General features: G+C 61.2%; 19 protein-coding genes. 9 read left to right on the top strand and 10 right to left on the bottom strand.

Annotation, left to right across the window (positions count from 1 at the left end):
* Window positions 1–53: 53 nt before the first annotated feature.
* The 5 genes from NCCP436_RS04760 to minC all read right to left on the bottom strand — a co-directional run bounded on the left by NCCP436_RS04760 (window position 54) and on the right by minC (window position 4135).
* Window positions 54–1343 carry a M18 family aminopeptidase gene (locus NCCP436_RS04760; protein ID WP_220802648.1) on the bottom strand — a complete coding sequence of 430 codons (1290 nt, stop codon included), beginning with the start codon at window positions 1341–1343 and terminating at the stop codon, window positions 54–56.
* Window positions 1344–1463: 120 nt separating this feature from the next.
* Complete coding sequence (locus NCCP436_RS04755; protein ID WP_220802647.1) at window positions 1464–2183, bottom strand: RluA family pseudouridine synthase; 720 nt, start codon at window positions 2181–2183, stop codon at window positions 1464–1466.
* A gap of 56 nt (window positions 2184–2239) precedes the next feature.
* Window positions 2240–2494, bottom strand: a complete 255-nt coding sequence (gene minE, locus NCCP436_RS04750) for a cell division topological specificity factor MinE (protein WP_220802646.1) — start codon at window positions 2492–2494, stop codon at window positions 2240–2242.
* Window positions 2491–3306, bottom strand: coding sequence for a septum site-determining protein MinD (gene minD / locus NCCP436_RS04745; RefSeq protein ID WP_220802645.1), 816 nt, complete (start codon window positions 3304–3306; stop codon window positions 2491–2493). Before minD ends, minE begins: the two co-directional genes overlap by 4 nt.
* 100 nt (window positions 3307–3406) lie before the next feature.
* The gene (minC, locus tag NCCP436_RS04740) at window positions 3407–4135 is read right to left on the bottom strand and encodes a septum site-determining protein MinC (protein WP_220802644.1); all 729 of its coding nucleotides are present in this window, start codon (window positions 4133–4135) and stop codon (window positions 3407–3409) included.
* A gap of 171 nt (window positions 4136–4306) precedes the next feature.
* Between minC and NCCP436_RS04735 the strand changes: the two genes are divergently transcribed.
* Together NCCP436_RS04735 and NCCP436_RS04730 are read left to right on the top strand one after the other, a co-directional pair.
* Window positions 4307–5239, top strand: coding sequence for a lipid A biosynthesis lauroyl acyltransferase (locus NCCP436_RS04735; RefSeq protein WP_220802643.1), 933 nt, complete (start codon window positions 4307–4309; stop codon window positions 5237–5239).
* Window positions 5240–5273: 34 nt separating this feature from the next.
* Window positions 5274–6461, top strand: a complete 1188-nt coding sequence (locus tag NCCP436_RS04730; RefSeq protein WP_220802642.1) for a patatin-like phospholipase family protein — start codon at window positions 5274–5276, stop codon at window positions 6459–6461.
* A gap of 3 nt (window positions 6462–6464) precedes the next feature.
* Here NCCP436_RS04730 and NCCP436_RS04725 read toward each other — a convergent pair whose 3' ends face one another.
* From NCCP436_RS04725 to NCCP436_RS04710, 4 genes are all read right to left on the bottom strand, one after another.
* On the bottom strand, window positions 6465–7319 hold the full coding sequence (locus tag NCCP436_RS04725) for a pirin family protein (RefSeq protein ID WP_220802641.1): 855 nt from the start codon (window positions 7317–7319) through the stop codon (window positions 6465–6467).
* 114 nt (window positions 7320–7433) lie between these two features.
* Window positions 7434–8201 carry a VacJ family lipoprotein gene (locus NCCP436_RS04720; RefSeq protein WP_375709469.1) on the bottom strand — a complete coding sequence of 256 codons (768 nt, stop codon included), beginning with the start codon at window positions 8199–8201 and terminating at the stop codon, window positions 7434–7436.
* Window positions 8194–9492 carry a serine/threonine protein kinase gene (locus NCCP436_RS04715; RefSeq protein WP_220802640.1) on the bottom strand — a complete coding sequence of 433 codons (1299 nt, stop codon included), beginning with the start codon at window positions 9490–9492 and terminating at the stop codon, window positions 8194–8196. The genes NCCP436_RS04720 and NCCP436_RS04715 overlap by 8 nt, the downstream gene beginning before the upstream one ends.
* 126 nt (window positions 9493–9618) lie before the next feature.
* Window positions 9619–9843 (bottom strand): DUF2061 domain-containing protein, encoded by a 225-nt coding sequence (locus NCCP436_RS04710; protein WP_220802639.1) that lies wholly within the window; start codon window positions 9841–9843, stop codon window positions 9619–9621.
* A 266-nt stretch (window positions 9844–10109) separates the two neighbouring features.
* On the opposite strand from NCCP436_RS04710, the gene NCCP436_RS04705 reads away from it, so the two are divergent.
* The 5 genes from NCCP436_RS04705 (at window position 10110) to NCCP436_RS04685 (ending at window position 15154) form a co-directional block, all read left to right on the top strand.
* On the top strand, window positions 10110–10919 hold the full coding sequence (locus tag NCCP436_RS04705) for an SDR family oxidoreductase (protein ID WP_220802638.1): 810 nt from the start codon (window positions 10110–10112) through the stop codon (window positions 10917–10919).
* 101 nt (window positions 10920–11020) lie between these two features.
* Window positions 11021–12178 (top strand): CynX/NimT family MFS transporter, encoded by a 1158-nt coding sequence (locus NCCP436_RS04700; RefSeq protein WP_220802637.1) that lies wholly within the window; start codon window positions 11021–11023, stop codon window positions 12176–12178.
* A gap of 81 nt (window positions 12179–12259) precedes the next feature.
* Window positions 12260–12688 (top strand): hypothetical protein, encoded by a 429-nt coding sequence (locus tag NCCP436_RS04695; protein WP_220802636.1) that lies wholly within the window; start codon window positions 12260–12262, stop codon window positions 12686–12688.
* A gap of 155 nt (window positions 12689–12843) precedes the next feature.
* A complete protein-coding gene (locus tag NCCP436_RS04690; protein ID WP_220802635.1) occupies window positions 12844–14145 on the top strand; it encodes an OprO/OprP family phosphate-selective porin in 1302 nt (433 codons plus the stop codon).
* Window positions 14146–14224: 79 nt separating this feature from the next.
* Complete coding sequence (locus tag NCCP436_RS04685) at window positions 14225–15154, top strand: ParB/Srx family N-terminal domain-containing protein (protein WP_220802634.1); 930 nt, start codon at window positions 14225–14227, stop codon at window positions 15152–15154.
* Between the two features lie 141 nt (window positions 15155–15295).
* On the opposite strand, the gene NCCP436_RS04680 is transcribed toward NCCP436_RS04685, so the two are convergent.
* Window positions 15296–15907 carry an inorganic diphosphatase gene (locus NCCP436_RS04680; protein WP_220802633.1) on the bottom strand — a complete coding sequence of 204 codons (612 nt, stop codon included), beginning with the start codon at window positions 15905–15907 and terminating at the stop codon, window positions 15296–15298.
* Between the two features lie 104 nt (window positions 15908–16011).
* Between NCCP436_RS04680 and NCCP436_RS04675 the strand changes: the two genes are divergently transcribed.
* Together NCCP436_RS04675 and putP are read left to right on the top strand one after the other, a co-directional pair.
* A complete protein-coding gene (locus NCCP436_RS04675; protein ID WP_220802632.1) occupies window positions 16012–17136 on the top strand; it encodes a GNAT family N-acetyltransferase in 1125 nt (374 codons plus the stop codon).
* A 445-nt stretch (window positions 17137–17581) separates the two neighbouring features.
* The gene (putP, locus tag NCCP436_RS04670; RefSeq protein WP_220802631.1) at window positions 17582–19066 is read left to right on the top strand and encodes a sodium/proline symporter PutP; all 1485 of its coding nucleotides are present in this window, start codon (window positions 17582–17584) and stop codon (window positions 19064–19066) included.
* Window positions 19067–19080 lie beyond the last annotated feature (14 nt).

The following is a 19080-nucleotide window of genomic DNA, read 5'->3' as shown; positions in this document are numbered from 1 at the left end:
TGCTGGTGTAGCCGGCAGCGCAGGTAAGGCCTCTGCGCAACAGCCGCAGGCCCTCAGGGTAGTTCAGAGCTGGAGTAGAAGGCTGTCAGTACCTTCAGCAGGTGCTCCAGATCATGGCTGCCGGCCAATTCGCGCACCGAGTGCATGGCGAAGGTAGGCAGGCCGATGTCTACGGTGCGTACGCCCAGCTGACTGGCTGTGATCGGGCCGATGGTGGAGCCGCAGCCCATGTCGCTGCGTACCACGAAGCTTTGTACCGGGACTTCGTTCTCCAGGCACAGATGGCGGAAGAAACCGGCCGTTTCACTGGTGGTGGCATAGCGCTGGTTACTGTTGATCTTGATCACCGGACCGGCATTGAGTTTGGGGCCGTGGTTGCTGTCGTGCTTGTCGGCATAGTTTGGGTGGATGCCGTGGGCATTGTCGGCCGAGACCAGCAGAGAGCGCTGGATGGTGCGAACGAAATCGTCACCTTCGGGCAGCACGCGGCGCAGCACCTGCTCAAGGAAGGCGCCGTCTGCGCCGCAGCTGGAGCAGGAGCCGACTTCCTCGTGATCGGTGCAGACCAGCACGCAGGTTTCCTCACTGTCCGCGTCGATCAGTGCCTGTAGGCCGGCATAGCACGACAGCAGGTTATCCAGGCGTGCACTGGCGATGAATTCCTGATTGAGGCCGACGATGGCGGCGCTCTGGGTATCGTAGAAGCTCAGCTCGTAGTCCAGCACGGCGTCCGGGTTGAAGTCGTGCTCCATGGCCAACTGCTCGGCGAGCAGAGCGCGGAAGTCGGCGGTTTCGCTGCTGGCCAGTTGGCAGATGATCGGTGGAAGTTCGTTCTGCGGGTTGATTGCCCATCCCTGATTGGCCTCGCGGTTGAGGTGAATGGCCAGACTGGGGATGACCGCAATGGGCTGGTAGAAGTCGATCAACTGGCTTTCCACCTTGCCGTCACGGCGATAGGTGACGCGGCCGGCCAGCGACAGGTCGCGGTCGAACCAGGGGGCGAGCAGGGCGCCGCCGTAGACTTCCACGCCGAGCTGGAAGTAACCCTGGCGCTGCAGTTCCGGGTTGGGTTTGACGCGCAGGCAGGGGCTGTCGGTATGTGCGCCAACCAGTCGTACGCCGCTCTCGACCGGGGAACGGCGGCCGAGTTTGAACGCGATCAGCGAGGAGTCGTTGCGGGTCACGTAGTAGCGCCCGCCGGGTTCGGTGTGCCAAACGGCGCGCTCGTCCAGATGCCGGAAACCGGCTGCTTCCAGACGCATGGCCAGGCTGGTGGTGGCATGGAACGGGGTGGGCGAGGCGTTGAGAAAATCGAGCAGGCCTTGGATCAGATCTTCGCGCATAGGGACTCCGGGCAACGATCGGGCAAGTTTAACCAATTTGCCCGCCTCTGTGCCCCGAAGCTGGGCGCAGGCTCTGATAGTCGCTCGCTATTGGGCCAAGGCCGGTGCCCGGAGGCTGGCTCAGAACGGTGCCGGGCACTCGAAGCGCAGGCGTTCACCGGTTTGCGGATGGCTCAGAGCGAGCATGCTGGCGTGCAGGCACAGGCGCCCATGGGCGGCCAGGGCTTGCTCGTGGGCGTAGAGTCGGTCGCCCAGCAGCGGATGGCCGATAGACAGCATGTGCACGCGCAACTGGTGCGAGCGGCCGGTGATGGGCGTCAGTTCCACCCGGCACCAGTCGGCGTAGCGCTCAATCACCCGCCAGTGGGTCAGGGCGTGCTTGCCCAGTTCGTGATCCACTACATGGCGTGGCTTGGTCGGCGGGTCGTAGCGCAGTGGCAGGTCGATGCTGCCACTGTCACTTTCCAGCTGGCCCCAGCACAGTGCGGTGTAGGCCTTCTCGGTCTCGCGGTCATGAAATTGCCGGGACAGTTCACGATGGCTGTCGGCATCGCGGGCCAGCACGATGATCCCTGAGGTTTCCCAGTCCAGCCGGTGGACGATGCGCGCCTCGGGGTAACCGTTTTCCTGCAGGCGGGTGACCAGGCAGTCCTTGTTGTCCTCGGCGCGGCCTGGTACGGACAGCAGCAGAGTTGGCTTGTTGATCACCAGCAGGGCGGAGTCCTGGTGGAGAATTTCAATCTGGCTTAGCGGCATGGTGTGGGCTGGTTTGGATGCGAACTGATTCGCGATGCTATGAACCGGCAGAAACCTCACGGATGACTTTGCTTCTGCTGGCATGTGTTGCTGCAAACGAACACGGCGGCCGAAGCCGCCGTGGACGCACCCGGTATCGCTTAGCGATCCGGCAGGGTGATGTTCAGTTCCAGGATCGAGCAGTTGCCCTGATTCTCAAGGGCCACCTGCACCTGCTCGGAGTCGATATTGACGTACTTGCGAATCACCTCGACCAGTTCCTTCTGCAGGGCCGGCAGGTAGTCAGGCTGGCTGCGTTGGCCCCGCTCGTGGGCAACGATGATCTGCAGGCGCTCCTTGGCGATGGATGCGGTGGTTTCCTTCTTGCGCGAACGCAAGAAGTCGAAAATGTTCATTCGCGACCTCCAAACAGGCGTTGCAGGAAGCCCTGCTTCTTCACGTCGAGGAAGCGGTGAGGCACTTCCTTGCCCAGCAGGCGCTCGACAGCATCGCTGTAGGCCTGGCCTGCGTCGCTTTGCTCGTCAAGGATCACCGGGATGCCCTGGTTGGAGGCCTTGAGCACGGCTTGCGACTCGGGAATCACTCCCAGCAGGCGAATAGCGAGAATTTCCTCGACGTCATCAACGCCGAGCATTTCCCCTTTGGTGACGCGCTCGGGGTTGTAGCGAGTCAGCAGCAGGTGTTCCTTGATCGGTTCCTCGCCTTTTTCGGCGCGGCGCGACTTGCTCGCCAGCAGGCCGAGCATACGATCGGAGTCGCGTACCGAAGAAACCTCAGGGTTGGTGACGACGATGGCCTCGTCGGCGAAATACATGGCCAGGTGAGCACCTTTCTCAATGCCGGCCGGGGAGTCGCAGACCACGTAGTCGAAGGTCTGCGACAGTTCGTTGATCACCTTTTCGACGCCTTCCTGGGTCAGGGCGTCCTTGTCACGGGTCTGGCTGGCGGCCAACACGTAAAGGTTTTCGAGGCGCTTGTCCTTGATCAGGGCCTGGCCAAGGGTGGCCTCGCCGTTGACCACATTGACGAAGTCGTACACCACGCGGCGTTCACAGCCCATGATCAGGTCGAGATTACGCAGGCCGACGTCGAAATCGACGATGACGGTTTTATGGCCGCGCAGGGCGAGGCCGGTACCGATGGCAGCGCTGGTGGTGGTTTTACCGACGCCACCCTTGCCGGAAGTGACTACGAGGATCTTGGCCAAGGTGATTCACCCCAAAGAAAGAAGAAAGCGGGAATCCATGGGCCTCAGCGAGGCTTCCGGATGCCTTGTTTATGTCCCTGAAAAGTGGCGGCAGTATCCGTTAAAGGCGAGTGATGTTCAACACGTCACCCGTCAGGTTTACCTGGACTGCATCGCCCCACAGAGGGTCGCGCCGCAGGTCTTCGGCGACCTTATAATGACCGGCGATTGACAACATTTCAGCGCCCATTTGCTGACAGAAAATCCGTGCTCCGGTGTTGCCTTTTACACCGGCCAGGGCTCGGCCGCGCATGGGGGCGTAAACATGGATGTTGCCATCGGCAAGAAGTTCCGCCCCGGCACTGACCGGCGCCAGAACGATCAGGTCGCCGCCCGGGGCGTAGATCTGCTGGCCACCGCGTACCGGGCTGGTGATGATGCGGCTGGGCCGGTGTTCGGGCTCGGCCGGTTTGGGCGCGGGCTTTGGCGGCGTTGGGTCGATGGGCCGTTCACGTGCGCCGGAGGGCGGCAGTACCGGCATATCCAGCGCCTCGGCAGCCGCGATGTCGCTCTCGCGTGCGGCGCGGATGGCCAGGGTACGCAGACCGTGACGTCGGCACACGGCCATTAGTTCGGCCAGCTCCAGCGAGCCCTCGGCTTCCGGCAGCTTGTCCAGAGCCAGTACCAGGGGCGTGTTGCTGAAGAAGGCCGGGGCCTGGGCGACCTTTTCCTGCAGTTGGGTGTCGAGGCGCTCCAGGTCGTTGTGGGTCAGTTCCATCACGGTGATGGCGAGCATGCTGCCCTTGAGCTGGAATACGGGGTCTTGAGCGAGAAGGTCGGATTGGCTCATGGGGCGCGGATGGGCCTTGTGACGAGTCGAGTTATGGCGGGACTTATAACCAGATCGCCTGGCACTCGCAAGCGCGTCGGATGGGAGGGCGAGGGTCAGGGCGTGGGATGCCGAAGCGTCCGGGAAAACTGGGGTAGAATGCACCGCTTTGCCAGTTTTCGGAACCTGTCCATGGATCGCCCACATTTTCGCGCCTATTTTCTTCATCCGCGCTTCTGGCCGTTGTGGCTGGGACTGGGGCTGCTGTGGCTGGTGGTGCAGTTGCCCTATCGCGTGCAGTTGTGGCTCGGACGTGTGCTGGGCTGGCTGATGTTTCATCTGGCCGGCTCGCGCCGACGCATTGCCAAGCGCAATTTGGAACTGTGCTTCCCTACGCTGGATGCGGCCGGGCGTGAGCGGTTGCTGCGTGAGAATTTCGCTTCCACCGGTATCGCTTTCTTCGAGATGGCCATGAGTTGGTGGTGGCCGAAGGCACGCCTGGCTCGACTGGCTCGGGTCGAAGGGCTGGAGCACCTGCAGCAGGCTCAGGCGGAGGGGCAGGGCGTGATCCTTATGGCTGCGCATTTCACCACCCTGGAGATCGGCGCGGCGCTGCTAGGGCAGTTGCACACCATCGATGGCATGTATCGGGAGCACGACAATGCGCTGTTCGACTACATTCAGCGCCGTGGCCGCGAACGCCACAATCTGGACGCTACCGCTATCGAGCGTGAGGATATCCGGGCCATGCTCAAGGTGCTGCGTGCCGGGCGCGCCATCTGGTATGCGCCGGATCAGGACTACGGGCGCAAGCAGAGCATCTTCGTGCCGCTGTTCGGCATCCCCGCCGCTACGGTTACTGCCACCAGCAAGTTTGCCCGTCTGGGCAAGGCTCGGGTGATTCCCTTCACCCAACGACGGCTGGCCGACGGCAGCGGCTACCGGCTGATCGTCCATCCGCCTCTGGCCGATTTCCCGGGCGACAGTGAAGAGGCGGACTGCCTGCGTATCAATCAGTGGGTCGAGCAGGTGGTCAGCGAGGTGCCCGAGCAGTACCTGTGGGCTCACCGCCGTTTCAAGACGCGCCCCGAAGGCGAACCCAAGCTGTACGACAGGCACGCTTAGCGCCGCTGAAGCTCACCCGGATAAGGATTTTGAAATGCCCGCCATTGCCCACCCAGAGCAGCCTGTTACCGGGTTGATCCTGTCCGGTGGCGGCGCACGGGCGGCCTATCAGGTCGGTGTTCTGGCCGCCATTGCCGATTTGCTGCCAGATGACTCGGACAATCCATTCCCCGTGATCGTCGGCACTTCGGCCGGGGCGGTAAATGCTGTCGGGCTGGCCTGTGGCGCGCTGCATTTTCGTGAGGCGGTGCGGCGTCTGACAGTGGTCTGGCAGGGCTTTCACACTCATATGGTGTATCGTAGCGACTGGTCTGGCGTACTCCGCCAGGCATCACGCTTCATCGGGCACAGCCTGCTTGGACTGCGTCGTGAAACGCCCGTGGCCCTGCTCGACAGTGCCCCGCTGCGCGATCTGCTGACGCGCGAGCTGGACTTCTCCGGGATTGCCGCTGCGGTGCGCCAGCGTCAGTTGCGGGCGGTGGCGGTGACTGCTTTCGGTTATGACAGTGGCCAGGCCGTGACCTTCTACCAGGGGCGTGGCAGCATCGATCCCTGGTTCCGCCACCGCCGGGTGGGTATTCCCACGCGCCTGCAACTGGAGCATTTGCTGGCCAGCACGGCGATTCCGCTGATCTTCCCCCCGGTGCGCCTCAGTCGGGAGTATTTCGGCGATGGTGCGGTGCGCCAGGCTGCGCCCATCAGCCCGGCGCTACATCTGGGCGCCAGCCGGGTGCTGGTGATTGGTGTCAGCGACAATCCCAACGCAAAGGCCGGGCAGCAGTTACCGTCTCCGCGCCCGGCCAGTACCCGGCCGCCAAGTCTGGCGCAGATTGGCGGTCATCTGCTCAACAGCACCTTCATCGACAATCTGGAAGCCGATATCGAGCTGCTCGAACGGCTCAACTACCTCTCGACTCTGGTGCCAGATGGACAGCGCCCGCGAGTTGCCGGGCTGAATCCGGTGGATGTGCTGGTGATCGCGCCGAGCCAGCCGCTCGATCGCATCGCCATGCGCCACCAGCAGGAGTTGCCGCGGGCGTTGCGGATGTTCCTGCGTGGGCCGGGGGCGACCCATAGTGGTGGTGCCAGTGTGATCAGTTACCTGCTGTTCGAGCGCGGTTACTGCAGCGAGCTGATCGAACTAGGCTATCAGGATGCTATGGCGCGCAAGGCTGATCTGTACACTTTTCTTGGCCTCAACGGGGCGCCGCAGCAGGGCTGAGGCTCAGGTCAGTTCACCGCCGCGGAAGTCTCGCAGAGCCTGTTCGACTTCCTCGCGGCTGTTCATCACGAACGGGCCGTATTGCACTATCGGCTCGCGCAACGGGGTGCCGGCGATCAGCAGAACGCGGGCGCCATCGCGGCTGCTCAGGTGCAGTTCGCCGCTTTCCGAAAGACGCAGCAGCCGGCCGGCAGCCACTGTCTCGTTGGTCGTTTCCAGCAGTTCCAGAATGCCTTCATAGACGTACAGCAACACTCGCTGGCCATCGTTCAGATGTGGTGCAATGCGACTGCCTGGCGGCAGGTGCAGATCGAACAGTTGGGGCAGGGTGCACGGACGCTGCACGGCGCCCGGCTGATGGATCCCGCCTTCCTCGAAGGTACCGGCGATGACCACTACCTCGACCCCTCCGGGGGTGACCAAACGAGGAATCTGTGCGGCCGGAATGTCGCGGTAGGCGGCCGGGCCGAGCTTGTCCCGCGCCGGCAGGTTCAGCCACAGCTGGAAACCGCGCAGGGTGCCGGACTGTTGCTCTGGCATCTCACTGTGAATGATGCCGCGTGCAGCGGTCATCCATTGCACGTCGCCGGGGTTTAGCAGGCCGACGTTGCCCAGATGATCCTCGTGGCGCATGCGACCTTCGAGCATGTAGGTGATGGTTTCGAAGCCTCGATGCGGGTGCGGGGGGAAACCGGCGATGTAGTCATCCGGGTCGCTGCTGGCGAACTCGTCGAGCATCAGGAAGGGATCGAAGGGAGCCAGGTTAGGCCCGCTGATAACGCGTTGAAGTTTCACGCCGGCACCGTCAGATGCGGGCTGACCGGTATGAATGCCGAGCAGGCGGCGGTATTGGGGCATGGCTGAAGTCTCCATCGAAAAGCCGATGGAGACATGTTAGGCCTAAGAATTGAATTTATGCGTTGAAAATTTTCCGCCACACAATCGAATTTGTCGATATTTTGGTGGGTGTTTTCAGTCTGCGATCTTTAACTTGCGCGATTCGTGATAGAAGTAGCGAATCTTTTCGTACTCGAATGGCGAGTTGAGCTGGCCGTACTGGAAGTTTGTGCTGGCCCGCGTGTCCACTGCACGTAGCAGGGTGATCCCTGGGTTGTCGCGGCTGGCATCGGCCACGTCAAGATAGTTGATGTGGTTTTCCAGGGCGAAGTCCGCCACCAGTCCGCTGCTGTCGCGCAGGTTCGACGGGCCCAGTAGCGGCAGCATCAGATAGGGGCCGGCAGGCACACCGTAGTAGCCGAGGGTTTGACCGAAGTCCTCGCGCATCTTCGGCAGCCCCATGCGTGTTGCCGGATCCCAGATGCCACCCACTCCAAGGATGGTGTTGAACAGCAGCCGCGCGGTGCTGTTCATCGCCCGCTTGCCCTTGAGCTGCAGCAGGCTGTTGGCCAGGGTGGGAATTTCACCGAGGTTTTCGAAGAAGTTGTGTATGCCGCTTTCTACCGGATCTGGGGTGACGTAGCGGTAGCCCTTGACCACTGGCAGGAATACCCATTGGTCGAAGCGGTAGTTGAAGTGATAGACCCGGCGGTTCCATGACTCTAGAGGATCGAACACCTGCAAGGCATCGTTGGAGGCGCGCTCGAACTCCTGCTGGTCAAGACTCGGGTTGAACTGCAGATGCTGCAGCGGGTTGGTAAAACCGTCCGGGTCGGCGTGGGAGGCCATGGCCGGGGAGGCAATCAGCAGTAGGGCAGAGAGGAGGATGCTGTGCTTAGCCACGGAAGAACTCCAGCATGGCGTCGCTGTTGACGCGATAGTTGAGGTTGCCGCAGTGCCCGCCGAGCGGATACAGGGTCAGGCGTTCGCCGAAGGTGCGGTGCAAAAAGCCCAGGTCGCCAGGGCCCAGGATCAGGTCGTCGGCATTGTGCATCACGGCAATCTTGTCGCTGCCCTTGAGGTAGTCTTCCAGCGCGTAGAGGCTGCTCTGCTGAATTAGCTGAGTGAGGCTGCCGCCATCGTAGCGGGCACGCCACATCGGCAGCAGTTGCTCGGTGATGTAGCAGTCGAAGTCGCAGCGCAGAGCCATCTGGAAGAAGGGGGTCAGGCGGGTTCCCTCGGTGATGCGGTAGTTGCGTGGAGTGATCAGTCCGCGGCGGTTGAGCAGATCGGAGGTGAACACGATGTCGGCCGAGGAGAACCGGAACGAGGCACCGATCAGCATCGCCAGTTGCTCATCGGTGAGCCGTTCCGATGAACGCTGGAAGTCGTAGAGCATGGCCTCGTTGATGTCCAGGTAGCCTTTGTCGTTGAAGTAGCGGGTCAGCTTGGCGAGGATCAGATCGTAGAAATTGGTGCTGTTGTCTATTCCCTGGACCCGGGTCTGCACAAGTTTGTCCAGGTTGCTGATGGAGGTGTACAGGTTCACCGGTGGATTGAGCATCAGCACACGCCTGAAATTGAAGGAGCGGCGGGTCTCGTCAAGCTGGCTGACGAAGGCGGCATTCAGGGCGCCAAGGCTGTAGCCGGTCAACAGATAGTCGCTGACCTCCAGGTTTGGATGGTGGGCCTTGATTGCCTGCATGGCGCGGTACAGATCTTCTGCATCGTCCGGGCTGTAGCCGGGGGTGGCGAAGCGCGAGGCCGAAGCCATGAAGTCGTAACTGGTCGGCGACGACAACTGCACCACATGAAAGCCGGCGCCGTAGAACAGCTTCTTCAGGTATTCGGGAGTTCCGCTGGCGTAATGTGCGCCTGTCCCGGCGATGATGAATACCAGCGGGGCGCGGCCTTTCTGACGGGCCAGGCGATAGTGCATGCGAGTAACCGGCCAGAAGTTGGCCAGCAGCTCGAACTCGCGGTCTGGGCGCAGCCGCACCGAGTAGTCGCGCTGGTCGATAGCCGAGTCATCCGGTAGCGCCGGGCGCAGCTCGGGCGGGGTGGTGGCGATGGTGGCCTCGAAGGGGTTGGTAAGAGGATAGCCGTAGCTTTCGGCATCCACGTCCGCGGCCTGCGCGGACACGGCAAGAACCAGGCCGCCGAATAGAACGGCGAGTCGGGCAAGGCAAGGCATTGGGCAAGTCCCTTTTGATTCACTGACGGCTGACATGAACAGCTGGCTTATGACCGTTGTATAGCCGGCTAGTGCCAGAGCTTTCCAGTGTTTTAGCGGATGCGGGGCGTGTCGTCTAATTTAGTCTCAGGCTTGGTGGTGAAGCCAGGCGTGGGCCGGTCGCTGTGACTGGGGCTGGCGACTCTGTCCGAAGCGCTGCCAGACCTTTTCGTGAAAGTAGAAGCCGACCGAGTTGCACAGTGGCTCGATGGCGGCGACCAGGCCGCTGGCGCTGACACTGCCGGTCAGTGCATAGGTTACGCCGAAGGCGATGCAGAAATGCATGATAGTGAATGTGAGTGTCTTGAGCATGGCGCACCTGGTTGAGAATCATTTTCCTTTGATGTTGAGCCTAGTGCGTCCGCCGCAGACGTGGAAATTTGCCCTGTGCATGGCGTTCATAGGCACCGTGCATGAGCCGCGCCGATTGCTTCTCAGTCATGGGCATGACGTGCAACCTGGCGTGGCATACAACACGGATTGTCTGGTGCATTCATAAGGCTGATGAAACGACTTGGCGGGCTCCTCCTTGGCTAGACTGCGCGCCATTGCAACTGAACGCTGAAGGCAGGCCTGCTATGCACAACCGCATGATGATTACTGGTGCCGGATCCGGTCTGGGCCGCGAGATCGCGCGGCGCTGGGCGCGGGAGGGCTGGCATCTGGCACTGGCCGATGTCAATGAGGCGGGCCTGGAGGAAAGCCTGCGGTTGGTGCGCGAAGCCGGCGGGGACGGTTTTATCAGGCGCTGCGACGTGCGCGACTACAGCCAACTGACGGCGCTGGCGCAGGCCTGCGATGAGCAGTTCGGCGGCATCGACATCATCGTCAACAATGCTGGCGTGGCGTCGGGCGGGTTCTTCGGCGAGTTGTCGCTGGAGGACTGGGACTGGCAGCTTTCCATCAACCTGATGGGAGTGGTCAAGGGCTGCAAGGCCTTCCTGCCTCTGCTGGAGAAGAGCCGTGGGCGAATCGTCAATATCTCCTCCATGGCGGCCCTGATGCAGGGGCCGGGGATGAGCAACTACAACGTCGCCAAGGCCGGTGTGGTAGCTCTGTCGGAGAGTCTGCTGGTGGAGTTGCGTCAGTTGGGCGTTAAAGTTCACGTGGTTTGTCCATCGTTCTTTCAAACCAATCTGCTCGACTCCTTTCGCGGGCCAACGCCGGCGATGAAGGAACAGGTCGGGCGGCTGTTGGAAAGCTCGCCGATCAGTGCTGCCGAGATTGCCGAGTACATTCATGCGGAAATGGCCCGCGACAGTTTCATGATCCTGCCTCACGAGATGGGGCGTATGGCCTGGGCCGTCAAACAGAAGAACCCACAAGCCATCTATGACGAGATGGCCGGCATGGCAGAGAAGATGCGCAGTCGTAACGCATTGTCCTGACCTTTTGGTCAGCTTGAGCGGTCGGCAGGGTTGCCCCTTGCCGCTGCCGGGGGTAGGGTGTTCGCCCTGACCTGTCTGCCTCCCCCGAATATGGACTGCCTGTGAAAACCGTTCCACGCGCTTTGCTGTTGCTGGCCCTGGTGCTGGCGGCGATCAATCTGCGCCCCGGCATCACCTCCCTCGCTCCGCTGATTGAGCGTATCGCCGCTGAACTGTCGCTCAGCCGCAGTTTCATCAGCCTGACAACTGCCTTGCCGGTCTTGTGCATGGGCCTGCTGGCGCCAGTGGCTCCGCGTCTGGCGGTGCGTTGGGGCCTGGAGCGCACCATCGTGCTGTGTCTCGGCCTGATTACCCTGGCCTTGCTGTCACGGGTGGCAGCTCACCAGAGTCCGGTTCTGATCGGCAGCGCCATTGTTATGGGGGCCGGGATTGCAGTAGCAGGGCCGCTGCTGTCGGGTTTCATCAAGCGTTACTTTGCCAGTCAGATGAGCCGCGTGGTGGGCTGGTATTCGCTTGGCATGGCCATTGGCGGCGCCTCCGGCTCTGTGCTGACCGGCCCGGCCACTGCGCTGTTCGGTGATGCCTGGAACCTGGGCCTGGCGGTCTGGGCACTGCCGGCGCTGGCTGGTGTATTGCTGTGGCTGGCGCTGCCTAGTCAGACCGGCAACGCCAGCGAAGAGGAGGCTGGCGGGCTGCCCTGGGGTGAGCCGCGAGCCTGGCTGGTCAGTGCTTTTTTTGCGCTGCAGGCGGGGCTCTTCTATGCCATCGCCACCTGGGTGGTGGCTCGCTATCACGAAGCCGGACTGAGCATGCTGCGCAGCAACTCGCTGCTGAGCATCATCATGCTTATGGGGCTGCCCAGTTCCTTCGTCGTGCCCTGGTTGGCGCAACGCTTCCAGGCACGCTATGTGCTGTTGCTGGCCTGCGGCCTGATAACCACGCTGGGGTTGTCCATGGTGACTTTCGCGCCACGCCTGCTTCCGGAGTTCTGGGCGGTGCTGCTGGGGTTCTCGTTGGGAGGATCCTTCTCCCTGTCACTGGTGCTGCCACTTTACGAAGCCGGTACGCCGCTGGCGGTGAGCCGCTGGACTGCGATGATGCTGTTCACCGGCTATGGCCTGGGTTGCCTGACGCCCATTCTTACCGGTCTGGCGCGTGATCTGTCGGGCAGCTACCGGTTGCCGTTTGCGGTGCTGACCGGCATGGCGCTGCTGATGATGCTGATGGCCTGGTTGCTGAGGCGCCGCCGCTGCGCTTGAGTAGAGAAGAAATCGAGCCAGTTCCTTTTTTGCGCGGCGTGGCTGTGTTAGAAGGCAGCCTGTTTTCTCTGGAGTGCCGGTGTGGAATCCGAATCCATTGTATACGGCTGCATCCGCGACTGGCCCTCGGATGATCCCGAGCTGCGCCGGATGCGCCGCGACAGTAATCGCAGTGTGCTTGACGAACTGCCGGCCGGTGATCTCTGGCCGTTTCTCGGTCGCGAGATGTTCTCCTTCTGTGAACAGCCGGGTGCCGGGATGTATCAGACCCAGGTGATTCACTTCGGTGCCAGCTACGGCACGGTGGAGTACGAATGGAACCTGTGGATAGAGGCCTTTGAGGCGCTGCTCAAACGTCTTTACTGGGCTACTGCGGTGGTTCATCTGGAGACCGAACTCAATGGCATGCACACTTTCCGCTGGGAGTCCGACAACGGATTTCACAGCCCACATGAAGGCGCACTGCGGGTGCGCTGTGCCTGGGAGCGCGAAGGTCTTCTGCGTGGCTAGGCAGGGCATTTGGGCGGACTGGAAAGTTCCGCTGTCATCAAATGTTTATCCAGCGGAAATCTCGCTGAAATAACCCCCCGCCAAGATTCCCCCGACACGAACGAGCCACCGGCTCGGGTGTTTCCAACACTCAAAGTCCAACAGGGGAATCCTCGATGATCCGCAAGCACCTCGCCGGTTTCGCAGCCAGCGCTCTGGCACTGGCAGTTTCCGCCCAGGCTTTCGCCGGTACCGTCAGCACCGACGGTCCCGATCTCGTGATCAAGACCAAGGGCGGCCTGGAAGTCGCGACCACCGACAAGGCATTCAGTTTCAAGTTGGGCGGCAAGCTGCAATGGGATGCCACCCAGTTCGACGGGCTGATGGCTGCCGACCAGAACAAGCCCTTTGATGACACCTTCAATACCTTTATCCGTCGCGGCGAAATCAGCCTTGAAGGCACCGCCTACAGCGATTGGGACTGGGGCCTGCGCCTGAGCTATGACGACACCGATACAACCGAAGTTGACCGTGCCTTCATCGCCTACACCGGCCTGGATGCCGGTACCTTCACCATCGGCCGTTTCGGCGGGGACTACGGCCTGGAAAATACCACCAGCTCGTCGTGGATCACCGCCATCGAGCGTCCGTTCATGTACGACTTCCTCAATGGCGACGAAGACACCAAGTTCGGTGTCAACTTCAAGCACTCCGGTGACAACTACGGGCTGATGGCCCAGATCGGCCACTACGACACCTACGAGTCGGCTGACAGCGGCAACGACGAGGCCTACGGCTATACCCTGCGTGCCCACTGGGCGCCGTATCTCAACGGCACCGACGTGATCCATCTTGGCGCCAACTACCACAGCTCCAATCCGGATGACGACCGTGCCCGCGCCCGCACCCGCATGGGTATCCGTAGTGACAACGATTTCCGCCTGACCTTCGGTGACGTGCGAGTGGCGGACAAGGACGTGGAGTGGGTGCTGGAATCCGGTGCCCAGTTCGGCGCCTTCCGCGCCCAGGCCGAGTACTTCCAGCGCCAGATCAGCGGTGAGAATCAGGCCGGGGTCAAGTCTGATGTCGATCTCAGCGGCTACTACGCTCAGGTTTCCTACATGTTCAACGGTGTGCGTCAGTACAAGGCGGCTGATGGCAAGTGGGACAAGCCCGACAATATGAAGGGTTCCTGGGAGATTTTCGCGCGTTACGAGAGCAGCACCATCGATGCTGATGCCGCAGCCATTCCGGGCAATCTGGGGTTGGCCGGGATCGTTGCCGAAAATCCCAATGACGAGTTCAAGACCAAGGCCATGGTGGTGGGTGTCAACTACTTTGCCACCCCGGCGGTACGCATGAGCCTGAACTACGTCGACTATCAGGTGGACAACATCAACACCTCTGCTCTGGTAGGCGGCAAACGCGTCGAGGATGACGGCAAAGCCATCATCGGTCGCCTGCAATACGTGTTCTGATCCACCTTAGCGTCTATTGCTTTCCTTTTCGGCCCCGCCTAGTGCGGGGCCTTTTTCTTCAGCGTTCATGGGGGACTCCATGCATAAATTTGCCTTGCTGATTCTGGCCGCCGGCCTGGGCCTGACCGCCAATGCTCAGGATTACCAGGATGCGCGCCCGGGCGACCTGCTGCAGGTGACACTGCAGCAATTGCATCCGACTCAGGCCGTGCTTGGTCACGATCAGGTTTTCTACAAGCTAGGCCGCTTCGCCCGGGAGCCTAAGCGGCTGTTCGACGAATATTGCGAGCTTAACGGCCAGGGTGAAAGCCGTCAGGTGCCGGATGATGCCAGTCTGCAGCGGCCGGACAGCTTCACCTGTAGCGAAACGGTCGGTTCGCGCCGCGACGATATGAAAACCGTGGTGGTTGGTCCTGATGGCCAACTGTTTCTCACCGACGGGCATCACGGCTTCACCGTGCTTCAGGAGCATCCGGGCGGCGGCGAGCAGCTTCGGATGTGGGTAAGGGTGACTGACAATTTTAGTGACAGCGCGGGTCTGCCAGTGTTCTGGCAGCGGATGAGCGAGGCTCGCCGAGTCTGGTTGCGTGATGCCAAGGGGCAGGCCATTACCCCGGAGAAACTTCCGGCGCGGCTGGGTTTGCAGCAGTTGGAAGACGATCCTTACCGGTCGCTGGTGTATTTCACCCGCGAGGTGGGATACGCCAAGCCGCGCCAGCAGGAGGGGGTGCCGGCGTTTCTGGAGTTCTACTGGGCTGACTGGCTGCGCTCTGTGCTGCCGCTGGACGACTACGACCTGACGGATCGCAGTGATTACCGCGACGCAGTTCTGGCGGCGGCTAAGCGAATGGTGTCGTTGGCGCCGGACGAGGTGGTCGGTGACAGCGGCTTCAACGCACGTCAGCTTGGTGTGTACACGGCCGTCGACCGCAAGGAGCTGGCCAAGGTGGCCGGCCGCAAGCTGAGCTACGCCACTGTCTACCGGCAGGAGCGGCTGGCTGGGCGCTGAGTTCGGATACTCGCTACGCTCCGCTCGGCGCAAGAGCGGGGCTCCTGCGCAGTCTCTGTAAGCGCCCGCTCCGGAGAGCAAGATCGGGCAGTACCACTCGGTTCTGCCCGGAATATGAAGCCTACAGAGGCGTTATGCGGGTCAGGCGCCGGCCTTGGCCTTGAAACCGTCCAGTGCCTGTTGAATCAATTGACGAGCCTCTTCGGCGTTGCCATAACCGTCGAGTTCGACTTTCTTGCGGCCTTCAGGCAACTGCTTGTACACGCGGAAGAAGGCCTCGATGCGCTGCCGTTCAATGCTCGGAAGATCGTCGATATCAAGAATGTTGTCGTAACTCGGATCGATATCGCTGCTGGGAACGCCGATTATTTTCTCGTCTGCTTCGCCGCCGTCGATCATCTTCAGGTAGCCGATGGGGCGGAATTTGATCAGCACACCCGGATGCAGCGGCGCGCGGGTCAGTACCAGGCCGTCGAGGGGATCGCCGTCACCGGCCAAAGTGCGCGATAGGGAGCCGTAGTTCGCCGGATAGACCACAGGCATGGACTGAAAGCGGTCGACGAAGACCAGGCCCTCATCGTTGATTTCGTATTTAGTGTAGCTGCCCGCCGGTATTTCAATCGCCATATGCACGTCGTGCGGGGCGTTTTCAGCCTGTGCGGCATAGAAAGGGTGAACGATAGAGCGCTCGGCCAGCGCTGCACTGCTGCAGAGACTCAGGGCAACACCCAGGGCGACAAGCGATTTGTACATGGAAACTCCTATAGAAGATCAAGGTTGGCGCGCCCATACTGAACCTCTTTTGTTAGAGATATATTGCAGCGTCCGGGCGCCTGCCCTGATTGCCGGACCTTGTCATGCCGCTTGAATGCATCTCCTCCATCCGCCAGTTGCCTGCTGCTCAATGGGATGCTCTGCTGGCCACCTCCCAGCCCTTCCTGCGTCACGGTTTTCTCAGTGCACTGGAAGACAGCGGCAGTGTCGGTCCCGGCACGGGCTGGCAGCCTGTGCACAGGCTCTGGCGGGATGAGCAGGGGCGGCTCCAGGCAGCCCTGCCGGCCTATCTCAAGCAGCACTCCTACGGAGAATATGTATTCGACCACGCCTGGGCCGATGCCTGCAGACGCGCCGGTATCGCCTACTACCCCAAACTGCTGGTAGGCGTGCCTTTCTCTCCGGTGGGTGGCGAGCGACTGTTGGGTGAGCGTCAGGCCTGCGCCAGCTTGCTCGATCAACTGACGGCAAGGTTGGAGGGCGAAGGTCTGTCGAGCATGCATGTCAACTTCACCCGCCCTGAGTGTGATGCGCTGCTAGATGGCCGTGAGCACTGGCTGGAGCGGCTGGGCTGCCAGTTCCATTGGCACAATCGGGGCTATCGTGATTTTCAGGACTTCCTCGACGCACTCAGCTCGCGTAAGCGCAAGCAATTGCGAAAGGAGCGTGAGCAGGTGGCAGGTCAGGGCATAGAGTTCGAGTGGCTGGAGGGTAAGGCGCTGAGTCAGACGCTGTGGGACTTCGTCTACCGTTGCTATGCCAATACCTACCGGGTGCGCGGGCAAATGCCTTACCTGACGCGTGATTTCTTCAGCCTGTTAGCCGAGCGTTTGCCCGAGGTGATTCGCGTGGTGCTGGCACGTCAACAGGGACGACCGGTAGCCATGGCCTTCAGCCTGCAGGATGGTGATACCCTTTACGGTCGCTACTGGGGCTGTCTGGCCGAATTTGACCGACTGCACTTTGAGACTTGTTTCTACCAAGGCATGGAATGGGCCATGGAGAGCGGGGTGGCACGTTTTGACGCCGGTGCCCAGGGTGAGCACAAGTTGATCCGCGGCTTTGAGCCGGTTCTGACCCGTTCCTGGCATTACCTTTGTCATCAGGGGTTGCGTGCGGCGGTGGCCGATTACCTGCAGCAGGAGCGTGACGAGGTGCGCAGTTATGCCCGGGCAGCTGCCGATCATCTGCCATATCGTCGCTCGTGAGCCCAAGCAACAATGGCGGCACTTGCTTGGGAGGTTTCCGTGCTCGGAGCTTTGTAAAAAAACTCCGGAGCTTTCTGTAAGAAGATTTTGGCGTGATGCCACTACATTCGATGATTCGCGTTTGCTGTATCTGCTGGCGTGCTTGCGTATTGGTAAGGCTGATCCAACTGGGCTAGACCGATACATAAGAGCATGCCTGAGTGAAGCCGATGCGATGCAATGGTCGCAGGTGCCGGCAATATGGGTGTGGCCGGTCATACAGAGGCACAGAGGGCAGCTGGAAGCCGAAGAGCAAACCTGCCTGGCCACCCCTTCGGGTTGCCAGCGCAAGCAGGGAGGTGGCTGTTGTCTGGTGCTCGCTGTATGCGTGCGTATTGCAGCAGATCAGGACATGCGGGGCTTTTCCCGTTATCCGATAACAACAAATGAGAGGGGAGCCCCCCAAATGACAGCTAGTACTCCGATGCTCGTCACCTTCGTGGTGTACATCCTGGCTATGGTGCTGATTGGATTCATTGCGTACCGAGCCACCAAGAACTTTTCCGATTACATCCTCGGTGGCCGCAGCCTTGGCAGCGTCGTCACTGCGCTGTCAGCCGGAGCCTCCGACATGAGTGGCTGGCTGCTGATGGGGCTGCCCGGAGCGATTTTCGTTGCCGGCTTATCCGAAAGCTGGATCGCCATCGGCCTGATCATCGGCGCCTATCTGAACTGGCTGTTCGTTGCCGGCCGCCTGCGCGTGCACACTGAGTACAACAACAACGCCCTGACCCTGCCGGACTACTTCACCCACCGTTTCGAGGACACCAGCCGCCTGCTGCGCATCTTCTCGGCACTGGTGATCCTGGTATTCTTCACCATCTACTGCGCCTCGGGCATTGTCGCCGGGGCTCGTCTGTTCGAGAGTACCTTCGGCATCTCCTATGACACTGCGTTGTGGGTCGGCGCAGCGGCCACCATCCTCTACGTGTTCATCGGTGGCTTCCTGGCGGTGAGCTGGACCGATACCGTGCAGGCGGCGATGATGCTGTTTGCCCTGCTGATCACCCCTGTGTTCGTGATTCTCGCGCTGGGCGATGTCGGGGCGGCGCTGAACACCATCGAGCAGGCTGATCCGGCCAACTTCGACATGTTCCGCAACCTTTCCTTCCTGGCGATCATCTCGCTGATGGGCTGGGGCCTGGGTTACTTCGGCCAGCCGCACATTCTGGTACGTTTTATGGCCGCCGATTCGATGCGGACCATCCCTTCGGCCCGTCGCATCGGCATGACCTGGATGATCCTCACCCTTGGGGGCGCGGTCGCGGCTGGCTTCTTCGGTATCGCCTACTTCAACAGCCACCCGGAGCTGGCCGGTGCGGTCAACCAGAACGGTGAGCGCGTATTCATCGAGCTGACCAAGATCCTGTTCAATCCCTGGATCGCCGGCATCGTGCTGTCGGGCATCCTGGCTGCGGTGATGAGTACCCTGAGCTGCCAACTGCTGGTTTCCTCCAGTGCGCTAACCGAGGACTTCTACAAGGCTTTCCTGCGCAAGGATGCCTCTCAGCGTGAACTGGTATGGGTCGGTCGTTTCATGGTGCTGGCTATCGCCCTGGTTGCCATCGCCATCGCGCAGAACCCGGAAAGCAAGGTGCTGGGGCTGGTGGCCTATGCCTGGGCTGGCTTCGGTGCCGCCTTCGGTCCGGTGGTGATCTTCTCCCTGCTGTGGAAGCGCATGACCCGCAATGGCGCTCTGGCCGGGATGGTCATCGGTGCCGTCACCGTGGTGGTGTGGAAGGAGTTCATCGGCCTAGGCCTGTACGAAATCATCCCGGGCTTCATCCTCGCCAGCCTGGCCATCGTGGTCTTCAGTCTGCTGGACAGGACACCTTCTGCGTCTATGCAGAAGCGTTTCGAAGAGGCCGACCGGCAATACCGGGCCGGTTAATTCGCAAAGGGTTA

This window comes from Pseudomonas sp. NCCP-436 (assembly GCF_019656335.1).
GTDB lineage: Bacteria > Pseudomonadota > Gammaproteobacteria > Pseudomonadales > Pseudomonadaceae > Aquipseudomonas.
This window is presented reverse-complemented; position numbering and strand designations above follow the sequence as displayed.